Origin of the sequence: Chishuiella sp., assembly GCF_032109125.1 — a bacterium.
Classification (GTDB): Bacteria; Bacteroidota; Bacteroidia; order Flavobacteriales; family Weeksellaceae; genus Empedobacter.
On sequence record NZ_DAMCLZ010000006.1, the window covers coordinates 86,882 to 108,682 of the forward strand.

Genomic DNA, 21,801 nt, shown 5'->3' on the forward strand with positions numbered 1-21,801 from the left:
CCTAAATAAAAGTACAAATTGGAGGATGAAAAACTTTTGTTATTAGTCCATTAGAAACAATAACTTTATAATATTCAAATTTAATTGATTCAGAATATTTTAGAATATAATTTAATAATAGTTTGTCATTGTTGATTATAAGTGCTTCATAAATCTTAATAAAGTTTTTTTCATATTTATCATTTAATGAATTTGATTTTTCTTTATTAGACTCTTTTTTTATATAACAAAATCCATTACAAAGTAATTCAGGTTTCTCTCTATTTTCACATAAATCACTTATAATTCTATCATAGTTAATTGTATAAGCTATAATAGGTAACAATGGTCTAAAAGTAATTGTTAATATAAGTGTTATGAAAAATATAACTTTCATCTGTAGATGATTTGATGGTAAAATTAAACAATCTTTACGATATAATAACTTAAAAGAAAAATGATATTTTTTCATCTAGTTTATGAATCAATAGTCTTTAATTTTTTTTATCTTCAAGAATAATTTACAAAGGATAACATTTAAGATGAAAAAGCAAAATATATCAGAATTTTCTACGACAGAAGAACTTCATAATTTTCTTTTAGAAAATCAAGATAATAATATTTTTTACAAAAATGTTTTAGAAAAATTTGAATACGAAACAGAATTATTAAAATTACAATCTCAATTAGTTAATCTCCAAAATTGGATATCTACTCAAGGTAAAAAGGTTGCAGTTATTTTTGAAGGAAGAGATGCTTCTGGAAAAGGAGGTACAATTCGTCGTTTCCGACAACATCTTAATCCCAGAACAATGCGTGTTGTTGCTTTAAATAAACCTACAGATGTAGAAATCAATCAATGGTATTTCAATCGCTATATAAAAGAATTACCAAATGCTGGTGAAATAGTATTTTTTGATAGAAGTTGGTATAACAGAGCTGTTGTAGAACCTGTAATGGGATTTTGTACAGACCAGCAATATGAACAATTTATGGTACAAGTTGCCGAATTTGAACATATGTTATATGAATCAGGAACTTATATTATAAAATTATGGTTTTCTGTTTCAAAAGAAGAACAACAAAGAAGGTTTGAATCCAGATTAAATAATCCTTTAAAAAAATGGAAATATAGTCCTGTTGATGCAAAAGGTCAAGAATTATGGGATGAATTTTCTTATTATATTAATCAAATGTTTACTCGTACTCACAACTCTTTTTCTCCTTGGATTGTTGTAAATGCAAATAATAAAAATTCAGCTCGATTAGAATCAATACGCTATTTACTATCTTTATTTAATTATGATGGTAAAATGGATTCTGATATAGATTTAATGGTTGATCCAAATATAATTCAACGTTATTATCGAATGGTAAAAGAAATAAATTATTAAAATTATTTGAAATGGAATTAAAGAAAAAAGACATAAAATTGCTTGAGACAAAAAAAGGTCTTATAAGTCTTTTGCAATCAGATAATGGACAATTGAATTTCGTAAAAGCTTTACGTACCATGAAATATGAAAAACGTATAGAGCAATTACAAGAAGAATTAATAAAATTACAAGCTTGGATTTCTACAAATAAAAAGAAAGTAGTTATTGTTTTTGAAGGTAGAGATGCTGCAGGAAAAGGAGGAGCTATTCGTAGAATAGTAGAACATCTAAATCCACGTGAATATAGGATTGTAGCTTTACCTAAGCCTAATGAAGCTGAGGATGGACAATGGTATTTTCAGCGTTATGTTCGTAAATTACCACAAGAAGGAGAAATAGTATTTTTTGATAGAAGTTGGTACAATAGAGCAGTTGTAGAACCAGTGAATGGGTTTTGTACTGAAGAACAATACGAACTTTTTATGAGTGAAGTAAATGATATAGAACGAATGTGGATAAATTCTGGAATCTATTTAATAAAGATTTATTTTTCTATCACAAAAGAACAACAAGCAAAACGTTTTAATGACATTATAAATTCACCTATCAAAAAATGGAAATATAGTTCAGTTGATAAAAAAGCACAAGAATTATTTGATGTGTATTCAGAATATAAAAATGTGATGTTCGAGCGAACAAATACAGAACTTGCTCCATGGAAAGTAATTGATGCAAATAAAAAATATAAGGCAAGAGTCGAATCTATAGAACATATTCTGAATATGATTCCTTATGAAGATAAAAACTTAAGATTATTAAAACCTAAAAATTTTGAAGAAGATAACTAACCTAAAAATAATGAAATGGCAGAAGTTAATTTAAATGATTTAGAGAAAATAAATAATAAAAAAGAAATTATAGATTTTCTTGTAGAGCATAATGTTATAAAAGAAGATAAGTTTAAAGAAAAATTAGCTTATGAAAGAGAATTAAAAGACTTACAAAAAGACTTACTTGAATTACAATTGCAAGTAATAAAAAATAATAAGCGTGTTTTAATTATTTTCGAAGGAAGAGATGCTGCTGGTAAAGGAGGAACAATATCTAGGGTTACGGAATATCTCAATCCTAAGAAATATAGAGTAGAAGCATTACCAAAACCAACAGAAAAGGAGCAAGGACAGTGGTATTTTCAACGTTATTTTGAGAAATTACCTAATGCCGGAGAAATAGTATTTTTTGATAGAAGTTGGTACAATAGAGCAGTTGTAGAACCAGTTTTTAATTTTTGTACTAAAGATCAATATGATAAATTTTTAAAACAAGTTGTAGAAGTAGAACAACTTTTACAAGATGATGGAATTATTTTAATTAAAATTTTTCTTACAATTACTAAAGAAGAGCAAGCAAAACGTTTACAAAAACGTAAAGATAATGAATTGAAACAATGGAAGCTTGGAGCATTAGATGAAAAAGCACAAGAGCTATGGGATGATTATTCTGCTTATATTGAGACAATGTTTCAAAAAACTGGATCAGAACATTCTCCTTGGATAGAAATTGAAACGGATAGTAAAAAAGATGCTCGCTTAATTGCTTTAAAAGCTATTTGCGCAGAATTATCAAATATTAATTTTTCAGATAATATTTTATCAATTCATTCATAAAAAAAGTTTTAAAGATTTGTAAACTAAATATTTTTGATTAATTTTGCACCCACATTGTTCAACCTCTGACGATAGACGTGTAAGTTGCTCAATTACAAATAAATTGAAATTATTAAAAATGGAAAATTTAGTAAAATACGTACAAGAAAAATACGTAGCTAAAAAAGAATTCCCAGCTTTTTCTGCTGGTGATACTATTACAGTTTACCAAGAAATTACAGAGGGTGGAAAAACTCGTGTTCAGTTCTTTAAAGGTGTTGTTATCCAAAGAAGAGGACAAGGAACTACAGAAACTTTCACTATCCGTAAAATGTCTGGAGATGTTGGAGTAGAGCGTATCTTCCCAGTAAACATGCCAGCATTACAAAAAATTGAAGTGAACAAGAAAGGTAAAGTTCGTAGAGCTCGTATCTTCTACTTCAGAGCATTACGTGGTAAAAAAGCTCGTATTAAAGACGCTGCTTACTAAAAAATACTTTTTAGAAGAAATAAAAAATCCGGTCGAATTATTCGATCGGATTTTTTTTATGATTAAATTTTTATAAAATTAAGGAGTTGATATGGAAGCTTGTTGAATTTTTCCATTAAAATATTTCCATCCATTTAAACCAAATTCTACTAAGTATTCAGCCATTTCACATGGTTGTGTAGGTGCTATATAACCAGGAAATGCCTCTTCTAACATTTCTGTTTGTACCGCTCCTAAAGCAACTGCATTTATTCTTGGACCATTATCTTTTAATTCTTCTGCTAATAATTCAGTTAAATTAACTGTTGCTGATTTAGAAGAAGAATAAACAGATAATCCAGGGAATTTTACTGATCCTTGTACTGCTCCCATTGTAGATATATTTACGACATGAGATGAAGTTTTAAATTTTGGTAATAAAAGTTGGATTAATCGATATGGTGCCATAAAATTAATTCTCCATGATGAAATTAAATCTTCTTCAGTAATTTTTTCAAATGGTTTATTAATACATAATCCAGCATTATTATATAAAATATCAATTGTTTCCCAATCTTTTATTTCTTCTAGTATATTATTAATTTGATTATAATCGGTTAAATCTAATCCTAAAAACTGATGGTTATTTTCTTTAGAAAACTTATTTAATTTTTTCAGTTTTTCTGTATTTCTAGAAATAGTTAATACACGATTTCCTAATTCTAAATGTTGTTTTGCTAATTCGTATCCTATCCCTCTACTAGCTCCTGTTATGATTATATTTTTCATACTGTTGTTGTATAAATGTTATAATTTCTTGAATGTTAACAAAAATTTTCTCCCCAAAGATGATATTATTTTCTGTGATTTCAATAGTTATTTTAGAATTATTTTTAATAATAAAACCATTTCTTACAAAACCATTTTTAACCCAATAAGCTAATTCTGAATTGCCTTTTACATTGATAGATAATGTGTTATTTGTAGAAGTACTGTAACGATTTTCATCAGAATTGAACATTAAATTTTGATCAGATAATTTTGGGATAATTTGCTTTTCATAGGCAATTTGTTCTGGAATATCCTCGAAAAGTAATCCATTTTCTATCCACCAAATTTTATCTGTATAGTTTAAAGCCAAATCAGCTTCATGAGAAATCATTAAAAAAGATTGACTTGTTTTTGATTTTAACTCATGTAAAAGATTAAAAATTTTGTATTGATTGGCAATATCAAGATTAGAAGTTGGCTCATCTAAAATAATTAATTTGGTATTTTGGGCTAATGCTCTTGCAATCATCACAAGTTGTAATTGTCCTTCACTAATTTCTGTAGCATAATTATTTTTTAGATGTTGGATACCAACTAAATTAAGAATATGAATAATAAAATCTTCTTTTTCCTTTTTATTAAATTCAGTTTGTTGTCCAATCAAACCTATTTCAATTAACTCGCTTACTTTTATTTTAGGAACATTATTTAATCGAGGTAAAACGATAGCAATATTTTGAGCAATTTCTTTTTTTGATAATTTTTTTAATGATTGTTGATGAAGAAAAATATCACCTTCTAATTCATTTTGATAACCAAGTATCGTATTGATTAATGTTGATTTACCAGCTCCATTTTTACCAAGAATTGCAATAAATTCATTTTCAGAAATACAAGTATTAATGTTAGAGATTATTCTTTTATTTCCATAACCAACAGTTATATTTTTTAGTTGTAAAATAGTATTTTTCATCGTATTTCATTTTTATTATTCAGTAAAATACTAATTACGATAGGAGCTCCAAATAATGCAGTTATAATATTAATTGGTAAAACACCAAAAGGAAAAATTTCTGTAAGTATAGAAAATAAAAGCATACAACATATACCGGAAATAAAAATCCATCCATATAATTTTTTCATATTTCCAGTTTTTAATAACGAACGACAAATATGAGGAATGATTAATCCTATAAAACTAATTGGCCCTGTAAATGCAGTTGCAGCCGATGTTAGTAAAGCTGTTGCGAATAGAATTAATAGACGCAGTTGTTTTGTATTGATTCCTAATGATAAGGCATATTTTTCACCTAATAGTAGTGCGGTAATTCCTTTTAATGTATAAAGAGAAAGTATAATTCCAACAAGAACAATACCAGCAAAAATGATGATTTGAGTCCAAGATAAACCACTAAGAGAGCCATATCCCCAAACCAAATAAGATTTTATTCTATCTGATGGAGCAAAATATTGCATAATTCCAATTATAGCACCAGCAATTCCACTAATCATAAAACCTATTATAATTAAAGATGAAGAAGAGTTTATTTTTATAGATAGTGTAATTACAAGAAATAATGCAGTTATAGAACCTAAAAATGAAGCAATAATTATTAACCAAGGATTGTTTAAATATTCATTAAGACCAATTGTAGATAATAAGAAGATTACTATAGCAACTCCTAAACTTGACATAGCACTTATTCCAAGAACAGAAGGTTCAGCCAAAGGATTTTTAAATAATTCTTGCATTAAAAAACCTGAAATAGGTAAAGATATCCCTACTAAAACAGTTGTTATTGATTTTGGAAGACGGAAGTTGAGAATTAGATTAGTTGTTACTTCATCAGATTTTCCTGAAAATACATCATAAATTTCTTGAAATGAAATAGAGACTTTTCCTATACTAAGACTTAGTATAAAAAGTATAAAAGCTATAATAATTAATGTATTAAAAAGAAATTTATATCTCATTGTAACAAAGATAAATTAAATTATTTATTTATTTTTGTTGTATATAACCAATTTATTATGAAAAAAATTTTACTATTTACTTTTATAGCAGGAACATTATTTAGTTGTTCTAATGATGACAACAGTGGAGAAACAAACAATACTACTGAAATTGAAAATTCTATTTTACCAGTAAAAACTATTTATACAACACCTAAAGGAGATTATAGTTCTATTTTAACAATTTCGTATGATGGAAATAAAATAAATGAAATTAATATTACTTATTCTGGTATAGAAAATTATTCAGAGAAATCTATTTATCAATATACAGGAGATTTAATTACTAAAATTACTAATTATGATAAAGATGGAGATGAAAGTATGGTAAGAGAATATACTTATCTAAATGGAAAAGTATCAACATTAGTGACAACAGAGTGGGGAGATAAAAAACTTATAGCAACATCTAAATTTGAATGGATTGATGATAATCATTTAAAAGAAACAACTACTAATGATTATGATAATTCCATATATATTGATGAGTATTTTTACGAAAATGGTAATTTAGTTAAAACTATTTATAATAATAGTAATGAAATTATTATGACTTATGATGATAAGGAAAATCCATTCAAAAATGTTACAGGTTTACAACTAGTATCTTTTGATGACCTTGAAGTTTTTTCTAAAAATAATCCTATAAAGAAAGAAAGTAAATATAGTTCTAAATCATCAGATATTACTTTATATACTTATGAATATAAAGACAATAATTACCCTTCTAAAGTAACAGAAGTTTATACTTCAGCTAGTGGTAATAATAATGAAAAAGAAACAACAGAATATTTTTACAATAAATAAAAATATTTTATATAATTGTAGTAAAACCTAAGCATTTATTGTTTAGGTTTTTTTTATAATTTTTTACTAATATGTTTTAGTTCAATAGAGAATTATTTTTTTATAAATTTGATAAGAATTAATTAAGTGATAAAATTTTAAATGATAAATAGATATAAAATAATTTCCATGATAAAAAAGCATTACTCTACATTAATAATTGCAACATTAGCTATTGTTTTACTTTTTGTACCACAAGCCAAAGCTTATGTTCAACAGGGATTAATGAAAGTAGGATTATTTCAGCCAAAAATAGAAAAAGTAGAAGAGATTAATTCAGATCCAGTAAAACCTAGTACAAATTATAAATTTGAAATGATTGATGCTAAAGGTAAAATTACAAAACTAGAAGATCTAAAAGGTAAAGTAGTTTTTATTAATTTTTGGGCAACTTGGTGTGGACCATGTATAGCTGAAATGCCAACAATTCAAAAATTATATGATAAAGTAAAAGATGATAAAGATGTTGTTTTGTTAACTGTAGAAGTTGAAAATAAAAAAGAAAATGCAGTAAGCTTTATGAAAAAAAGAAATCTTAATCTTCCTCTAGTATTTCCTAATTCAGCAATTCCTCAAGAATTTTTAGATAGATCTATTCCAACAACTGTAATTTTAGATAAGCAAGGAAATATTGCACATACAACAGTTGGTATGGCAGATTATTCTGGTCAAGAAGTTATAGATTTTTTTAATGAATTAAAAAAAATGAATTAATATTTTTCTTTTTAATGAATCGTATTATTCTTTTATTCAGATAATTAATTTTAATAATGAATTTGCAATAGTGATTGAAACGGCATCCTTTTATAAACAATTCTTCTTTAAAGAAAATAAATTTTATTGTTTATAAAAGATATAGTGAGAAAGCACGATACGAAGCAATTGCCCCAAAAAACAATTTTAAAAAGTTTAAATAACGACAATAAAATAAAAAGCCGTTCTGAATATTTTCAGAACGGCTTTTAGTATTATATATATTTTAATTTTAGTCCATGTAAGCTTCAATAGGAGCACAAGTACAAATTAAATTTCTATCTCCATAAGCATCATCAATACGAGAAACAGAAGCAAAAAACTTACGTTCACGTACCCATTCTAATGGGAATGCTGCTTTAGAACGAGTGTAAGGATATTCCCATTCATCGGCAGTTAATAAATGTTGAGGATGAGGAGCATTGTGTAGAACATTATTATCTACAGGATAATCTCCATTTGCAACTTCATCTATTTCTTGGCGAATAGAAATTAAAGCATCACAAAAACGATCAAGTTCTGCTTTATTTTCAGATTCTGTTGGTTCAACCATTAAAGTTCCAGCAACAGGAAAAGAAACAGTAGGAGCATGGAAACCATAATCGATTAAACGTTTTGCTATATCTGTAACTTCAATTCCAGCTTTTTTAAATGGGCGACAATCTAAAATAAATTCGTGTGCTACAACATTGTTTGCATTTGTATATAAAATGTCATAGTGTTTCTCTAAACGAGCTTTCATATAGTTTGCATTTAATATAGCACCTTGTGTAGCTTTTAATAAACCTTCTGCACCTAACATTAAAATGTAAGAGTAAGAAATTGGTAAAATAAATGCAGAACCGTAAGGAGCAGCTGCGAATGTATTTTTAGCTTCTTTACCACCTGTTTCAACTAAAGGAGATGATCCTAAGAATGGAGCTAAGTGGGATTTAACACAGATTGGTCCAACACCAGGTCCACCACCACCGTGAGGGATAGCAAATGTTTTATGTAAGTTTAAGTGACAAACATCGGCACCAATATTTCCTGGAGAAGTTAATCCAACTTGTGCATTCATGTTTGCACCGTCCATATAAACTTGTCCTCCATATTCGTGAATCATAGTTGTAACTTCTTCAATATTACTGTCAAATGCACCGTAAGTAGATGGATAAGTAATCATTAAAGCAGCTAAATTATCTTTATGTTTTTCACATTTTTCTTTTAAATCAACTAAATCAGTTTCACCAGATTCTAAGTTTTTTACAACGACAACTTGCATTCCTGCCATAGCAGCAGAAGCAGGATTTGTTCCGTGAGCTGATTGTGGAATTAAAACAACATTACGATGATTTTCTCCTTTTGATTGGAAATAAGAACGAATCACCATTAACCCTGCATATTCTCCTTGAGCACCAGAGTTTGGTTGTAAAGATGTTGCATCAAATCCTGTGATTACAGCTAAGTAATCTTCTAAGTTTTTGATTAATGTTTGGTATCCTCCAACTTGTTCTTTTGGAGTAAATGGGTGAACATTACCCATTCTTTCCCATGACATATGTAAAAGTTCTGTAGCAGCATTCAATTTCATTGTACAAGAACCTAATGCAATCATTGATTGATTTAAAGCTAAATCTTTACGTTCTAAACGTTTGATGTAGCGCATTAATTCTGTTTCTGTGTGGAATGAATTGAAGTTTTCATGCGTTAAGAAATCGGAAGTTCTAATTAAATTTTCAGGTAAATATGTATCTTCTACTTCAAATTCAAAACCTTCTTCAGTATTTTTAATTGTAGCAAAAACACTTAATATTTCGAAAATATCTTCTTCAGAAGTCATTTCATCAACTGTAATAGAAATTTTTCCAGCTTCGAAACCATTTACGTTAATTTCTTCTTCAGCAAATATTTTTACAATTTCGTCTGAATTTTCAACTTCGATTTGTACTGTATCAAAGAAAGAAGTATTAATCGTTTTAAATCCTAAATGTTGTACACCAGCTTGTAAAATACCAGCTTTAGTATGAATTTGATTTGCTATATATTGTAAACCATCTTTACCATGATATACAGCATAAAAAGAAGCCATTACAGCTAATAATACTTGTGCAGTACAAATATTAGAAGTTGCTTTTTCGCGTTTTATATGTTGTTCACGTGTTTGTAAAGCCATACGCAAAGCACGGTTTCCTAAACGATCTTGAGAAACACCAATGATTCGTCCTGGAATAGAACGTTTATAATCTTCTGTACAAGATAAAAATGCAGCATGTGGTCCACCATATCCCATAGGTACACCAAAACGTTGAGAAGTACCAATAACAATATCAGCTCCCCATTCTCCTGGAGGTGTTAATAATGTTAGTGCTAATAAATCTGTTGCAACAGCAACTTTGATTCCTAAAGCATTAACTTTTTCTATGAAAGAACTGTAATTATTAATTTGTCCTCCTTTTCCTATATATTGTACAATAGCACCAAAGAACTCTTCTGTCAATTCTGTTGTTTCAAAATCTCCAATGACTAATTCAATTCCTAATCCTTCTGCCTTTGTTTGTAAAACTGCAATGGATTGAGGGAATAAATTATCAGCAACAAAAAATTTAATTATATTATTTTTCTTTTGTTCTCTTGTACGAGATTCTAATAACATATGCATTGCTTCACCACAAGCAGTACCTTCATCTAATAAAGAAGCGTTTGCAATAGGTAAACCAGTTAAATCAGAAATAACAGTTTGAAAATTTAATAAAGCTTCTAAACGTCCTTGTGCAATTTCTGCTTGATATGGAGTATACGCAGTATACCAACCAGCATTTTCTAAAACATTACGTTGTATTGGTGCAGGTAAAATAGTTCCGTAATACCCATAACCAATGTAATTTTTAATTTTTTTATTAAGAGAAGCTAATTCAGCTAAATGATTTGTAGCTTCAAATTCAGATAAAGCTTCTGGTAAATCTAAATTATCTTTCAGTCTAATATTTTGTGGAAGAGTAGCATCGATCAAAGCTTCAATAGAATCTTTACCTATTACAGAAAGCATTTCTTTAGCTTGTTCAGAGTTATTTCCAATATGTCTTAAGGAAAAATCGTTTGTGTTCATTGTGTTTGCGATATGTTTTATTTTCGCGTAAAAATACTGAAAATTCTCATAAAATAAAACATTCATCAATCATATAAAATAATAAAAAAATATGAAATAAAGTATTATTTTTTTTGAATAAAATGGTAATATTGACAAGCCAATTTAAATAGATATTACTATCTTTATTTTGTATTTTGGTAAAATACATAATGCAATCAGATATATTTTTTATGGAGTTAAATAATAATCAAGATACTAAAAAAGAAAAAAAATTTCCTTTTCTAAAGAAATTGGAAATAATGATAGAAGAAGCAAAATTGGAAGATGCGAAGAAGTCTAAAATGAAGAGAGTTCATAAAAGAGGTAGTTCGCAGATTGCAAAAAAAATGGGAGAAGAAGCTGTAGAAATGGTCATTGCATCTGAACAAGATAATGATGAAAATTTCTTAGAGGAATCTGCTGATGTATTTTTTTATTACCTTATGGCTTTACATGATCGAGGTTATGAGTTGAAGGATGTTTTAGAAATACTAAAAAAAAGACATAAATAGAATAAAAAATGACTTTATAAGGCTAAATTCTTTAATTATTCTAAGAATTTAGCTTTTAGTTCTTTCGTAGGTAACCAACATCTTTCTTGTTTACCGAAAAATTTATAGCGGTTTTTTGCAATAATGTTATAAAAAAAATCACGAATGAATTTTGGAATAATAATAAAATAGTTTAACCAAGAAATATTTTTATCTAAGTGTTTTGCAATTTTTAGTGCTGCAGAAGATTTAGTATAGTATTTACCATTTTCAATATAAATTATTGAATCAAAATCATTTTGATCTAATTTATTTTCTTTTAAAAAATTCTGACCAAAATTAGATTGTAATGAAGCAAATTTAAAATGATTATGTTCATCATGCTCTATAACAAACTGAACAGATTTATTACATAAATTGCAAACTCCATCAAATAAAATAATTTTCTCTTTCATTAAATAAATGTACATTAAAAATAGTTAAACTATGATGAATAGTTATAAATTAGCTAAAATTAATCGATAAAAATGTTTAGTGAATATTTTTTTAGAAAGGTAGATAATTCGCCTCTTGTTATATTTCGTATAATTTTCGGATTATTAATTGTTGCAGAATGTTGGGGCGCTATTTTTACAGGTTGGGTACAAACTAATTTTGTAGAACCCCATTTGTCATTTTCATTTATAGGATTCGAATGGACTACTATTTTTTTAGGTCATAATATGATATATCTCTATGTTTTAATGGGGATTTTAGGTTGGTTTATTGCATTTGGCTTTTTATATAGATTTTCTACAATATTTTTTGCTATTTTTTGGTCACTAACATATTTCATGCAGAAAACAAGTTATAATAATCATTATTATTTGTTTATGCTAATTTCTTGGATGATGACAATAATACCAGCTCATCAATTTTTTTCTATTGATTGTATAATTTTTCCAAAAATAAAACGATTAACATGTCGTAATTGGGTTCCAACAATTTTTATTATTCAATTATTAATTGTTTATACGTTTGCTGCAATTGTAAAAATTTATCCAGATTGGTTTAACGGTATTTTTTTACAAATGAAATTTTCTCAATATGGACATCTATTTGCTACCAAATATAATCTTGCTGGTTTAGGAAAAGTCATTAGTAGTATAGAATTTGCTCAAGTTTTTGCTATTCTTGGATTCTTATTTGATTTGTTAATTATTCCTGCAATGCTACTTAAAAAGACAAGAGCTACAGCTTTTAAATGTGCAATATTCTTTCATATCTTTAATTCAATAACTTTTGGAATAGGTATTTTTCCATTTTTTGCTCTAGCAATGATGATTTTTTTCTATGATCCAGTTAAAATTCAAGAAATTGTTTTTCCTAAAAAATCTTTTATGATGGATCGTTCTAGTGAAGATAATTTGTTAACTACAAACAGAGTAATGTTTTCGTATTTAATATGTTTGTATGTTTTATGGCAAGTTTATTTACCAGTACGTCATTATTTTATTCCAGGAAATGTTTTTTGGACAGAAGAAGGACATCGCCTTTCTTGGCGTATGATGTTACGGAATAAATCAGGAGAAGTTACTGTGTATCTTTCAAAACCTGACCCAAAACATAAAGGTAAATTTTTAAAAAGAGAAAAAGTCATACTTGATGACTATCTAACTTATAAACAAATATCAAAAATGTCTTTTAGTCCAGATATGATGTGGCAGTTTGCACGATTTGTTAAGTTAGATTATGAAAAAAAAGGGATTCAAAATGTAAAAGTTTTTGTTGATGCTAAAGTATCTGTAAACGGAAGTCCTTATTATCAGTTTACAAATCCTAATTATAATTTAGCCTACACAACTTGGAGTTATTTTGGGCATCAAGATTGGATACAACCACAACCAAAAGAATTATACTTATCTTATTTTGAATAAATTTTGTAACTTTATAAATATCAAATAAATCTAAATTATGAGAAATATTTTTTTAACAATAGCATTTACATCAGTATTGTTTTCTTGTGGAAACAAAACAGAACAAATAGGTGTTAATGCTTATAAAGGGATTGATAAGCAAGAAAAAGAACAAAAAGATTTAGATAGTATAGGAAAAGAAGCAAGACAAACATTTGATGATTTCAAATTAGCTTTGTCTATGAAAGATACAACAACTACTAATTTTATTGTAAAAGAAATGTATAATATTCCTAATTCTACTCAAAAAGAACATGTTTGGATTAGAGATGTTTATACAGATCAAGATGATCAACTTAAAGGAGTGGTTGATAATGCTCCCCAATACACAAAAGATGTAAAATTAAATGATACAGTAATTATTAAACCTGAAGAAATATCTGATTGGATGTATTATAAAGGAGATAAAATGATAGGAGGTTATAGTATCAAGTATATGAGAAGTAAACTTACCGATGAAGAACGTAAGAAGTTTGATGAACAATACAAAGTAAAATTTGATTAAATAACAAAAAACGGCTAATTAAATTAGCCGTTTTTTTCTTTCTATTTATTCATTAAATCTTCAATTTCTTCTGCTTCAATAGGAATATTACGCATCAAATTAAATGGATTTCCTTCTTTTTGTATTACATAATTATCTTCTAATCGTATACCAAAACCTTCTTTCGGAAGATAGAATCCTGGTTCTATAGTAAATACCATGTTAGCTGTAAAATCATCTGTTAAAATTCCATAATCATGTGTATCTAATCCCATGTGATGAGATGTTCCATGCATCATATATTTTTTATATGCAGGCCAAGATGGATCTTCGTTTTGCACATCGGCTTTATCTAATAAACCTAAGCCTAATAATTCAGAGGTATAAACTTTTCCCATTTCTTCGTGGAATTTATACCAATTATTACCAGCTATTAATCTGTCTTCAGCTTCTTTTTTACAACGTAAAATAGAATCATAAACTTCACGTTGACGTTTTGTAAATTTTCCATTTACAGGAATTGTACGAGACATGTCAGAAGAATAGTTTGCGTATTCTGCAGCAACATCAAATAAGATTAAATCACCATCTTTACATTGTTGATTATTTTGTATATAATGTAGAACATTAGCATTATTACCAGCAGCTATAATAGGAGTGTAGGCAAAACCTTTTGAACGATTGCGTAAAAATTCATGTACAAATTCAGCTTCTATTTCAAATTCCCAAACATCAGGTTTTACAAAGTTTAATATTCTTCTAAATCCTTTTTCTGTAATATCACAAGCGTGCTGAATTAAATCTATTTCTTCTTGTTCTTTTATAGAACGTAAACGTTGCAAAATAGGGTTAGAACGTAAATAAGTATGTCCTGGATAATCTTTTTGTAATTGTTTTGTAAAACGATCTTCTCTTGTTTCTAGCTGAGGTGCTTCAGAAACACGGTAATGTTCGTTTTTATTTATATACACGTTTTCTGCTTCTACCATTAATTTTCTTAAAATAGCTGGTAAATCTTGTAACCAAAAAACTGTTTTTATTCCAGATACATCAGTTGCCTGTTTTTTAGAAAGTTTCTCTCCTTCCCAAATAGCAATATGTTCATTTGTTTCTCTTACAAATAAAATTTCTCTGTATTTAGCATCATATGCATCAGGGAAAATTAGTAAAACAGATTCTTCTTGATCTACTCCAGATAAATAGAAAATATCACGATGCTGTGCAAAAGGTAAGGTAGAATCAGATGAAATAGGATAAATATCATTTGAATTAAATATAGCTAAAGATTTAGGCTTTAATTCTTTTGAGAATTTAGCTCTATTCTTGATAAATAATTCGTTTGATATAGGACTGTATTTTGTAGTCATAATTATTGTTTAATGTATGACCAAATTTAAGAAGATGTTTTTATATAAAAAAGGAAAACCCTCGCAAGACGCGAGGGTTTTAACCTTAACCAACCTAAACCTATGAAAAAGCCATTAGCCTTTTATGTGATACAAATGTAAGATAGATTTTATAAATAACAAATGTTTTGAAACTTTTTTTTAAAAAACCTATCATAAAAATTTTAACATTTAAATTAATTGATTAAAAATCAATATTTAAGAAGTCTAAAATAAAATGAAATAAAATCATTTGTATTATTAAAATTATTCTTGGTATATTTGCACCTCGAATTTTAGTATTAATAATAACTTATTAAAGTAGTTAAAAATGACACATTACGAAACTGTTTTCATTTTGACTCCCGTTCTATCTGATTCTCAGGTAGAGGAAGCAGTTAATAAATTCAATGATTTTGTTACTGCTAACGGAGGAGAAATCGTTGCAAAAGAGAACTGGGGCTTAAAAAAATTAGCTTACCAAATCCAAAACAAAAGAAATGGATTCTACCATTTAGTAGAATTCAAAACTGAGAATGCTGAATTAGTATCTCAATTAGAAGTAGCTTACAAACGTGATGAGCGCGTTATTCGTTTCTTAACTGTGAAATTAGACAAACACGGAATCGAATGGGCAGAAAAACGTAGAACAAAATTAAAGTCTAACTCTAACAAATAATCAAGCTATGGCAATTGACGATTTAGCAAAAAAAGCAGCTGGAGGTAGCGAATCAGAAATCCGTTATTTATCTCCTTTAGATATCGAAACACAATCAAACTCAAAATATTGTCGTTTCAAAAAATTTGGAATCAAATACGTTGACTATAAAGACGCTGATTTCTTAATTCAATTCGTGAATGAGCAAGGTAAAATTTTACCTCGTCGTTACACAGGAACATCTTTAAAATACCAAAGAAAAGTTTCTAAAGCGATCAAAAGAGCTCGTCACTTAGCATTAATGCCATTTATTGGTGATCAATTAAAATAATAACCTAAATATTAAAATATCATGAACGTAATTTTAAGACAAGATGTAGAAGGTTTAGGTTTTGAATTTGAAGTTGTTTCAGTAAAACCTGGATACGCACGTAACTTCTTAATCCCTCGTGGATTAGTGTCAGTTGCAACACCAAATAATGTAAAAGCTTTAAACGAAGTTTTAGAAACTCGTAAAGCTGAAGAAGCTTCATTAATCGCTTCTGCAAAAGAAAAATCAGCTAAATTAGACGGTTTAGTTGTTAAAATTGAAGCTAAAGTTGGTTCTGGAGACAAATTATTTGGATCTGTTAACAATGCTGATTTAGCTGAAGCTTTAGTTAAAGCTGGAGTAGAAATCGAAAAGAAAAATATCAAAATTCCTGGTAACACGATCAAGCGTTTAGGAAAATACGAAGCAAAAGTTCGTTTCCACAGAGAAGTTGAGGTAGATTACTCTTTCGAAATCGTTCCAGATGCTGCATCTATAAAAGCTGCTGAAGAAGCTGCTAAGACAAGAGCAGAATTAGCTAAATTAGATGCTGAAAAAGCGTCTAGAGCTAACACAGAAGAAGGTTCTTTCTTTAACTTCGATAACCCTATTTACGCTAACGATAAAAAAGCGAAAAAAGAGGAAGAAACAACTGAAGAAGTTGTTGCTGAAGAAGCTCCAAAAACTGAAGAATAATCAATTATTCGATATAAATAAAAACCTCGCAATTTTGCGAGGTTTTTTTATGCTTATATTTTTTATTTTTTGGAACAAAGCGCAACATTAATGTTGCTTTCCTTACGAGTTGTTATTCCAAAGTATCTAGCAAAAACAACTTTTCAAGGTTGTTTTCACTAGCTAATCAGTTTTGTGAAAAATATTATTTTTTCGGAATCCAACAAACTTTTATTATAACTTATTATGTTATTCTGAGCCTGTCAAAGAATCAATAAGTTCTTCAGTGTTTAAGTTTTTATGTGTTTAAGGTCAGCGTAAAACTTAGAACTCAGAACTCAAAACTCACTACTTATAACTTACGAGATGTCATTCTAAGCTTGTCAAAGAATCAATAAGTTTTTCAGTGTTTACGTTATTATGTTCTTAAGTTATAACTTAAAAAGTATCATGTAAAACTTATAACTCATTACTTGTAACTCACAAAATGTCATTCTGAGATTGTCGAAGAATCAATAAGTTCTTCAATTTAACTTATCACTTAAAACTCAAAACTCATTACTTATAATTCACCAACTGTCATTCTGAATCTATCGAAGAATAATAGAACGTTTCGACAGGCTCAACGTGACATTTTAAAACAGATAAAATTGTCATTTCGAGTGAAATTCGATTAGAATTTTGTATCGAGAAATAGATAATTTACTACAATTTTCTGTCTAAGATTTCGATACAATTTTTCTATATTCTATTTCGAAAAATCACTCAATCTGACAGAGAAATAACTAAAAACCTCATTCTAGTATCTAAAATCCAAAAATGTTGTGATTACCTTTCAAAATAAGGGTTGTTACAACGGTAAAGGCACTCGAAAAGATGTTTTGGCAGTTGTGATTACCTTTCAAAATAAGGGTTGTTACAACATATAAAATATGGCTATAGCACCAGTTTGTGTTGTGATTACCTTTCAAAATAAGGGCTGTTACAACTTCTTATGTTGTTGTTTCTCGTTTCGTAGAGTTGTGATTACCTTTCAAAATAAGGGTTGTTACAACTTCATTAAAATAAGTACTACTAAGTATATAGTTGTGATTACCTTTCAAAATAAGGGCTGTTACAACCTCCACGAACTAGAAAACCTTTATTATTGTGTTGTGATTACCTTTCAAAATAAGGGTTGTTACAACATACGGAAATTCAAGACAATACGGAAATTCGTTGTGATTACCTTTCAAAATAAGGGCTGTTACAACAAAATTATCAGAAGACTTCATAAGAGAATTGTTGTGATTACCTTTCAAAATAAGGGTTGTTACAACCTCAAAGTTGCAAAGCCTTATATAATGAGAAGTGTAAACGATTTTTGGTTAAAAAAATCGACAAATATTGTTCTAAAATCTTCCTTTTATAACGTTTTTTTCTATCCTATTTCTTTCTCCAATTTATTTTTTACTAGCAAAAAGTAGTCCAAAATTACTATAATTATTTTAAAGATTGATTAAAATATTTTTGTTCCATTTCTGTCTTTTTATTCCCTTTTCCTCTAGGATATAAATTACTATGTAAAATATTTAAAAAAATTGAACATACGTCTTTAATGTTTTGGTTTAAATCTTCGAATGATTTTGCTTTAAGTGGTTTTATTTCATTAGTAATGAATTTGGCTTCAATATTTTTTATAAAAATATCATAATTGATTTTTGGAATATCAAAATGAGCTACATTATTACGAGTATCATTCTCATTATATTCATTTTCAAAAGTATTATTGTTATCTAAATGTATATCATAAACATTAACATAATCTTTTCCATAAGGTATTTTGGTATCAATTTTAATAATAAAATATTTTTCTAATGCCATAAATACTTTAGATACTTTAACAGAAGATGATATAATTAAATTATTAATAGCATTTAAACTTTCAAATGATAATTCTTTTTTTTCTAATAAATTTTCTCTAATTTTCTTATTATCGCTTTCCTCTTTTTCATATTCTAGTTCTGGAAACAATAACTTAGTTGAAGTGTATATTTTTGTTAAAAATGTATCTTTACTATTAGAAATTAATTTAAATAATACAGCTAAATTTTCAATTTTACTAAAGGGAACAACTAAGTTATATAAATGTTTGTTATTTGCATCCTTTATATCAAACTCAATTGTACTTGTTAGAATTTTTGTCACATTTTCTTTTGCTTTATTTATAATTGTTTTGTCTAGTTTTAGATATTGCATTGCAATTTCGTAAAGCAAAGCATCTTCTAATTTTGTTGTCCTAAGTTCGTTAAATAATTTTCCATTTTCTTTATATTCATCTTTAGGTAATATTTCTTTGTAATAAAAAGAATTAATCAAAAATGGAATATTTTCTGAAGCACTGTATTTTATCAATTCATTTTCGATTGTTATTTTCTTTTTCTGTTTCAGATAATTTATAAAATGCGAAATATTGATGTATATTATATCCTTAGCTAATAGCTTTTCGTAATCTCCTTTTCTTTCTTTTTTCTTGTAACGTCCATTTATCCAAAGCCCAAAATTTTCTTTTGTTTTATTGTACATTTCATTTAAAGAATCGCTGGAAAAAAACAAGGTTTTAAAATCTTCATCATCAAAAAATCTTTTTTCAGTAAAAAGCTGTTCTAAATATTTTTTGTATTCTGTTACCTCATCAAAAGCAAATATCCATCTACAAAAATCATTAAATTCTTCTTTTGTTATATTAAATCTTTTGTGATGTCCATTTTCTTCAACTTGTTTATCGTATATTTTTCTAAAATACATTAGATTCCAAGCTTTATGTAAAAATCGTAATTTGAATTGTTTTCCCTTATTTTTTTTCTGAAATTCATCTTCTAAACCAAGTTCTTTTGATTTTTTAAAAAGATTATCATATCTATTTTCTTGTTTTTTTGTCTCTACTAAAATTTCTAGAAAAGGATTGTATTGTTCTGTATTATTACGAATAGGTTCTTGGTATTTTGCTAATAATCTTTTCGGAAATAATTTACGATGTTCCGTTGTAATAATATCATCTGCAAGACTATTTTTTAGTTGATTGAATTCGGGTATTAAATTAGATAAGAAATAATTAGATAATAATATATTCCCTCTATTATCTATTTTTTTATCATTTCCATATAAAGCATCTTCTAGTAAATAGATGAACAATTTACGTTGGATAGAAAATAGTTTCCATTCTTTGTTTGTTAGTTGTATTTTTATTTGGATTGAATTGTTTTGGATGGCAAAAGGAAAATCCCAATCTGGATATTTTTTCAAATGTTCCTTATAAGTTACATAATCTACAACCTTACCTTGATGATATTTTATTTTATCATATTCTTTTTTTGTTTTTTCTTTTTTTGCTTTAGCTAAATAATCTATTTGTTCATCTGTTGTGTAAAATTGATATAATTTGAATTTTGCATTTTTTCCAAAATAATTATTTTCAGCTAAAAAGCGTAAAGCAATTTCCATAAATCTATCTTGATTTCTTCCATAAGACATCAATAATTTATTTTCTTTAATACGTTTTTTTAGTTTTTCTAAAATACTATTTTCTTTTTCACTTAATTCTTCTATTTCTTCCTCTATTTTTTCCTCTTCGAAACTGTTTGTATTCTTTTTATTTTTTAGCTGATCTAATCTAAAATTAGCATCTTTTAATTCAGGAGATAAATAATATTCTTGATGTAATTTTACTTCTAATTCTTTAGATATTTTATATTCATCAAGGTCAAAAAGATGTTTTTTCTTTTTAAAAAGGTTTGTAATAACATATTTCAGAAAATAATTATGTTCTTCTTTTCCTTTAAATGTAGGAAAAGAACGAAAAATTTCGGTTTCAATAACATATTTTTCAAGTGAATTTGTCATTGTTGTAAATTGCCTTTCGGGTTCTATATTCTTATTCCAAGCTGTTGGATATTTATTAAGATACTGTATAATATCACGAAAATTAATTAAGTTTTTTTCTTCATTATTAATATCTTGACTTGTTAGTTTTTTAGAAAAGAATGTGAAAATATCCCTTTTATGATGAAATTCATCATCATTACGTTTAAAACCTCTAATTTTAGAAATAAGTTGATTGGCTTCATTTTTATACAAAAAGAGAGAAAGAATAAATAAATGAGCAATATTAGAAAGATACTTTCCTTTTTTTATTGTAAAAATAGGATGATTTTCAATTAGATTATATTCAAAATCTTCATCAACTGTAATAAAGAGTAATTCATCGATTACCTCTTTTAAGTTAAGTTTTGAAAATTTATCTCTTACATTCTTCTGCATTTCTCCATTAGGGAAAAACTTATTAATGATACTTTTTACTATTTCTTTATGAGAATTTTCATTTTCGTTAAATTTTTCAAAAGATAAATTATTTTCTTTTATGTAATTGGATATAATAGAAAACTGAAATGCATCTTTAATGAAAGGAATTATTTTATCAGATTTTTCAATATTTTCTTCTGAAAGTTTATCAAATGTATGAACGTAATGGCTATTACAATCTCTTATTCTTTTAATAAGTTCATATAATTCTGTTTCGAATGTAAAGAAATCTTTTTGTAATGTGATATATTTAGTTGGTTGGAATTTTTTTAAATTTTCATTTAATTTCGATTCAAAGATAGATTTATCGATGTTTTTAAATGTATGCCCAATACAAAAATGATAAATACGTTCTGTTTTGGAATGTTCATTTTTTAATATTAAATCAAAATTTCTTTTTGCTTTTTCAGCAATAGGACCAATATTTCCTTTATTATTAAAGATAGTTCTAAATTGTTTCTCACTTTCCATTTTTCTAGTAATCTATGTTGTGTTGTAAAATTGTTAAGATACATTAAAAATGTTTATCTATAAGTTGAA

General features: G+C 27.2%; 19 protein-coding genes and 1 pseudogene. 12 read left to right on the forward strand and 8 right to left on the reverse strand.

Annotated elements, in window-relative coordinates:
• Position 1 precedes the first annotated feature (1 nt).
• Entirely contained in the window at positions 2 to 376 is a 375-nt protein-coding gene (locus RT575_RS08345) for a hypothetical protein (protein ID WP_313580124.1), read from the reverse strand.
• 145 nt (positions 377 to 521) lie between these two features.
• Between RT575_RS08345 and ppk2 (RT575_RS08350) the strand changes: the two genes are divergently transcribed.
• From ppk2 (RT575_RS08350) to rplS, 4 genes are all read left to right on the forward strand, one after another.
• Entirely contained in the window at positions 522 to 1,373 is an 852-nt protein-coding gene (gene ppk2 / locus RT575_RS08350) for a polyphosphate kinase 2 (RefSeq protein WP_313580126.1), read from the forward strand.
• A gap of 11 nt (positions 1,374 to 1,384) precedes the next feature.
• Positions 1,385 to 2,203: a polyphosphate kinase 2 gene (ppk2, locus tag RT575_RS08355; RefSeq protein ID WP_313386515.1), complete on the forward strand. Its 819-nt coding sequence runs from the start codon at positions 1,385 to 1,387 to the stop codon at positions 2,201 to 2,203.
• Positions 2,204 to 2,218: 15 nt separating this feature from the next.
• On the forward strand, positions 2,219 to 3,022 hold the full coding sequence (gene ppk2 / locus RT575_RS08360; protein ID WP_313580128.1) for a polyphosphate kinase 2: 804 nt from the start codon (positions 2,219 to 2,221) through the stop codon (positions 3,020 to 3,022).
• Between the two features lie 118 nt (positions 3,023 to 3,140).
• The gene (rplS, locus tag RT575_RS08365) at positions 3,141 to 3,491 is read left to right on the forward strand and encodes a 50S ribosomal protein L19 (RefSeq protein ID WP_313376538.1); all 351 of its coding nucleotides are present in this window, start codon (positions 3,141 to 3,143) and stop codon (positions 3,489 to 3,491) included.
• 78 nt (positions 3,492 to 3,569) lie between these two features.
• On the opposite strand, the gene RT575_RS08370 is transcribed toward rplS, so the two are convergent.
• The 3 genes from RT575_RS08370 to RT575_RS08380 are packed head-to-tail and all read right to left on the reverse strand — an operon-like array spanning position 3,570 to position 6,215.
• Entirely contained in the window at positions 3,570 to 4,259 is a 690-nt protein-coding gene (locus RT575_RS08370) for an SDR family oxidoreductase (RefSeq protein WP_313580130.1), read from the reverse strand.
• Positions 4,231 to 5,214 carry an ABC transporter ATP-binding protein gene (locus RT575_RS08375; RefSeq protein WP_313580132.1) on the reverse strand — a complete coding sequence of 328 codons (984 nt, stop codon included), beginning with the start codon at positions 5,212 to 5,214 and terminating at the stop codon, positions 4,231 to 4,233. Before RT575_RS08375 ends, RT575_RS08370 begins: the two co-directional genes overlap by 29 nt.
• A complete protein-coding gene (locus tag RT575_RS08380) occupies positions 5,211 to 6,215 on the reverse strand; it encodes an iron ABC transporter permease (RefSeq protein WP_313580133.1) in 1,005 nt (334 codons plus the stop codon). The genes RT575_RS08375 and RT575_RS08380 overlap by 4 nt, the downstream gene beginning before the upstream one ends.
• Before the next feature lie 57 nt (positions 6,216 to 6,272).
• Between RT575_RS08380 and RT575_RS08385 the strand changes: the two genes are divergently transcribed.
• Positions 6,273 to 7,061, forward strand: a complete 789-nt coding sequence (locus tag RT575_RS08385; RefSeq protein WP_313580135.1) for a hypothetical protein — start codon at positions 6,273 to 6,275, stop codon at positions 7,059 to 7,061.
• 168 nt (positions 7,062 to 7,229) lie between these two features.
• The gene (locus RT575_RS08390) at positions 7,230 to 7,814 is read left to right on the forward strand and encodes a TlpA disulfide reductase family protein (RefSeq protein WP_313580137.1); all 585 of its coding nucleotides are present in this window, start codon (positions 7,230 to 7,232) and stop codon (positions 7,812 to 7,814) included.
• A 271-nt stretch (positions 7,815 to 8,085) separates the two neighbouring features.
• On the opposite strand, the gene gcvP is transcribed toward RT575_RS08390, so the two are convergent.
• The gene (gene gcvP, locus RT575_RS08395) at positions 8,086 to 10,941 is read right to left on the reverse strand and encodes an aminomethyl-transferring glycine dehydrogenase (protein WP_313386509.1); all 2,856 of its coding nucleotides are present in this window, start codon (positions 10,939 to 10,941) and stop codon (positions 8,086 to 8,088) included.
• A gap of 191 nt (positions 10,942 to 11,132) precedes the next feature.
• Between gcvP and hisE the strand changes: the two genes are divergently transcribed.
• The gene (hisE, locus tag RT575_RS08400; protein WP_313580139.1) at positions 11,133 to 11,474 is read left to right on the forward strand and encodes a phosphoribosyl-ATP diphosphatase; all 342 of its coding nucleotides are present in this window, start codon (positions 11,133 to 11,135) and stop codon (positions 11,472 to 11,474) included.
• Positions 11,475 to 11,509: 35 nt separating this feature from the next.
• Here the strand turns inward: hisE and RT575_RS08405 are convergent, their stop codons facing one another.
• Entirely contained in the window at positions 11,510 to 11,908 is a 399-nt protein-coding gene (locus RT575_RS08405) for a thiol-disulfide oxidoreductase DCC family protein (RefSeq protein ID WP_313386507.1), read from the reverse strand.
• A gap of 72 nt (positions 11,909 to 11,980) precedes the next feature.
• On the opposite strand from RT575_RS08405, the gene RT575_RS08410 reads away from it, so the two are divergent.
• Positions 11,981 to 13,369, forward strand: coding sequence for an HTTM domain-containing protein (locus RT575_RS08410; protein ID WP_313386506.1), 1,389 nt, complete (start codon positions 11,981 to 11,983; stop codon positions 13,367 to 13,369).
• 37 nt (positions 13,370 to 13,406) lie between these two features.
• Positions 13,407 to 13,913: a DUF2314 domain-containing protein gene (locus RT575_RS08415; RefSeq protein ID WP_313386505.1), complete on the forward strand. Its 507-nt coding sequence runs from the start codon at positions 13,407 to 13,409 to the stop codon at positions 13,911 to 13,913.
• Positions 13,914 to 13,954: 41 nt separating this feature from the next.
• On the opposite strand, the gene RT575_RS08420 is transcribed toward RT575_RS08415, so the two are convergent.
• Complete coding sequence (locus tag RT575_RS08420) at positions 13,955 to 15,259, reverse strand: Xaa-Pro aminopeptidase (RefSeq protein WP_313580142.1); 1,305 nt, start codon at positions 15,257 to 15,259, stop codon at positions 13,955 to 13,957.
• A 349-nt stretch (positions 15,260 to 15,608) separates the two neighbouring features.
• On the opposite strand from RT575_RS08420, the gene rpsF reads away from it, so the two are divergent.
• The 3 genes and pseudogenes from rpsF to rplI all read left to right on the forward strand — a co-directional run.
• Positions 15,609 to 15,956, forward strand: a complete 348-nt coding sequence (rpsF, locus tag RT575_RS08425) for a 30S ribosomal protein S6 (RefSeq protein ID WP_313377028.1) — start codon at positions 15,609 to 15,611, stop codon at positions 15,954 to 15,956.
• 7 nt (positions 15,957 to 15,963) lie between these two features.
• On the forward strand, positions 15,964 to 16,266 hold the full coding sequence (gene rpsR / locus RT575_RS08430; RefSeq protein ID WP_019976570.1) for a 30S ribosomal protein S18: 303 nt from the start codon (positions 15,964 to 15,966) through the stop codon (positions 16,264 to 16,266).
• A 21-nt stretch (positions 16,267 to 16,287) separates the two neighbouring features.
• Positions 16,288 to 16,785 (forward strand): annotated as a pseudogene (gene rplI / locus RT575_RS08435) (50S ribosomal protein L9); the annotation flags it as partial.
• 1,617 nt (positions 16,786 to 18,402) lie between these two features.
• On the opposite strand, the gene RT575_RS08440 reads toward rplI, so the two are convergent.
• Positions 18,403 to 21,732 carry a hypothetical protein gene (locus RT575_RS08440; protein ID WP_313580144.1) on the reverse strand — a complete coding sequence of 1,110 codons (3,330 nt, stop codon included), beginning with the start codon at positions 21,730 to 21,732 and terminating at the stop codon, positions 18,403 to 18,405.
• Between the last annotated feature and the right edge of the window lie 69 nt (positions 21,733 to 21,801).